At 56.8% G+C, this 824-nt stretch carries 1 protein-coding gene and 1 tRNA gene; both read left to right on the forward strand.

The annotated features are described in order from the left end of the window. Positions 1 to 262: hypothetical protein (locus MAXJ12_RS38020; protein ID WP_157999705.1), on the forward strand; the 262-nt coding region annotated here is incomplete at its 5' end. A 211-nt stretch (positions 263 to 473) separates the two neighbouring features. Continuing rightward, positions 474 to 564 (forward strand) — tRNA-Ser (locus MAXJ12_RS34180). Positions 565 to 824: the final 260 nt, after the last annotated feature.

Genomic DNA, 824 nt, shown 5'->3' on the forward strand with positions numbered 1-824 from the left:
AGCCGAGAAGAAGGCTCTTGATGTTCATTTTCTGACCTCCAGTCAAAAGTTAAAAAGCGGGTCTGGCTTTCCCTGCCCCATCCCCAATGTCGAAAAAGATGCGCAATCACGCCCCTTCCTCGAATCCGACAATACTCACGAGGGGGCGGGGTTCAACCACGATCATGCCGACGGCGAAGGCCGCGGCACGCTATCCCGCATCGCTGTGGCACAAATGACACGATTTAGTGCCAGTCGGAAAGGACTTGTTAATGTCCCTTAACCGACCGCGGCGCCGGCGACGCGGAATGCGTCGTCGAAAGAGCGGCTGTAAGCCGCTTTTGCGCGATTCCAGGCCTAGAATCGGCCACGCCTTGCCAAACGAGGCCGCCCGCCCTTCCGGCGACCTGGAGGGGCCGGGCGGGTTATTTTTGACATTATAATGCCGGGCTTATTGATTGTAGCGTCCGTTTTCTCTATCGGAGCGGTGCGCCGGAGAGGTGGCCGAGTGGTCGAAGGCGCTCCCCTGCTAAGGGAGTAGAGGCCAAAAGCCTCTCGAGGGTTCGAATCCCTTCCTCTCCGCCAGCGCCAAATTCCCTACCGAAACCTACTGGATCGAGGCATGTGCATCCGCGATTCGACGGTGGCGATCCGATTTTCGACGGCCAGCTGCGGCGCGCGTTCGCCACGATTTCTCTCAATATCCGGAATTTCGTCGAATGCTGTGGCGCAGTCTGATAGCAATTTATCTTTTGTAATCAAAGCCTTGATAGTTCGCTGCCGTCGCGGCCTCCGGATTCTGACTGGAGGTCAGAAAATGAACATCAAGAGCCTTCTTCTCGGCT

The organism is Mesorhizobium alhagi CCNWXJ12-2 (genome assembly GCF_000236565.1).
Classification (GTDB): Bacteria; Pseudomonadota; Alphaproteobacteria; order Rhizobiales; family Rhizobiaceae; genus Allomesorhizobium; species Allomesorhizobium alhagi.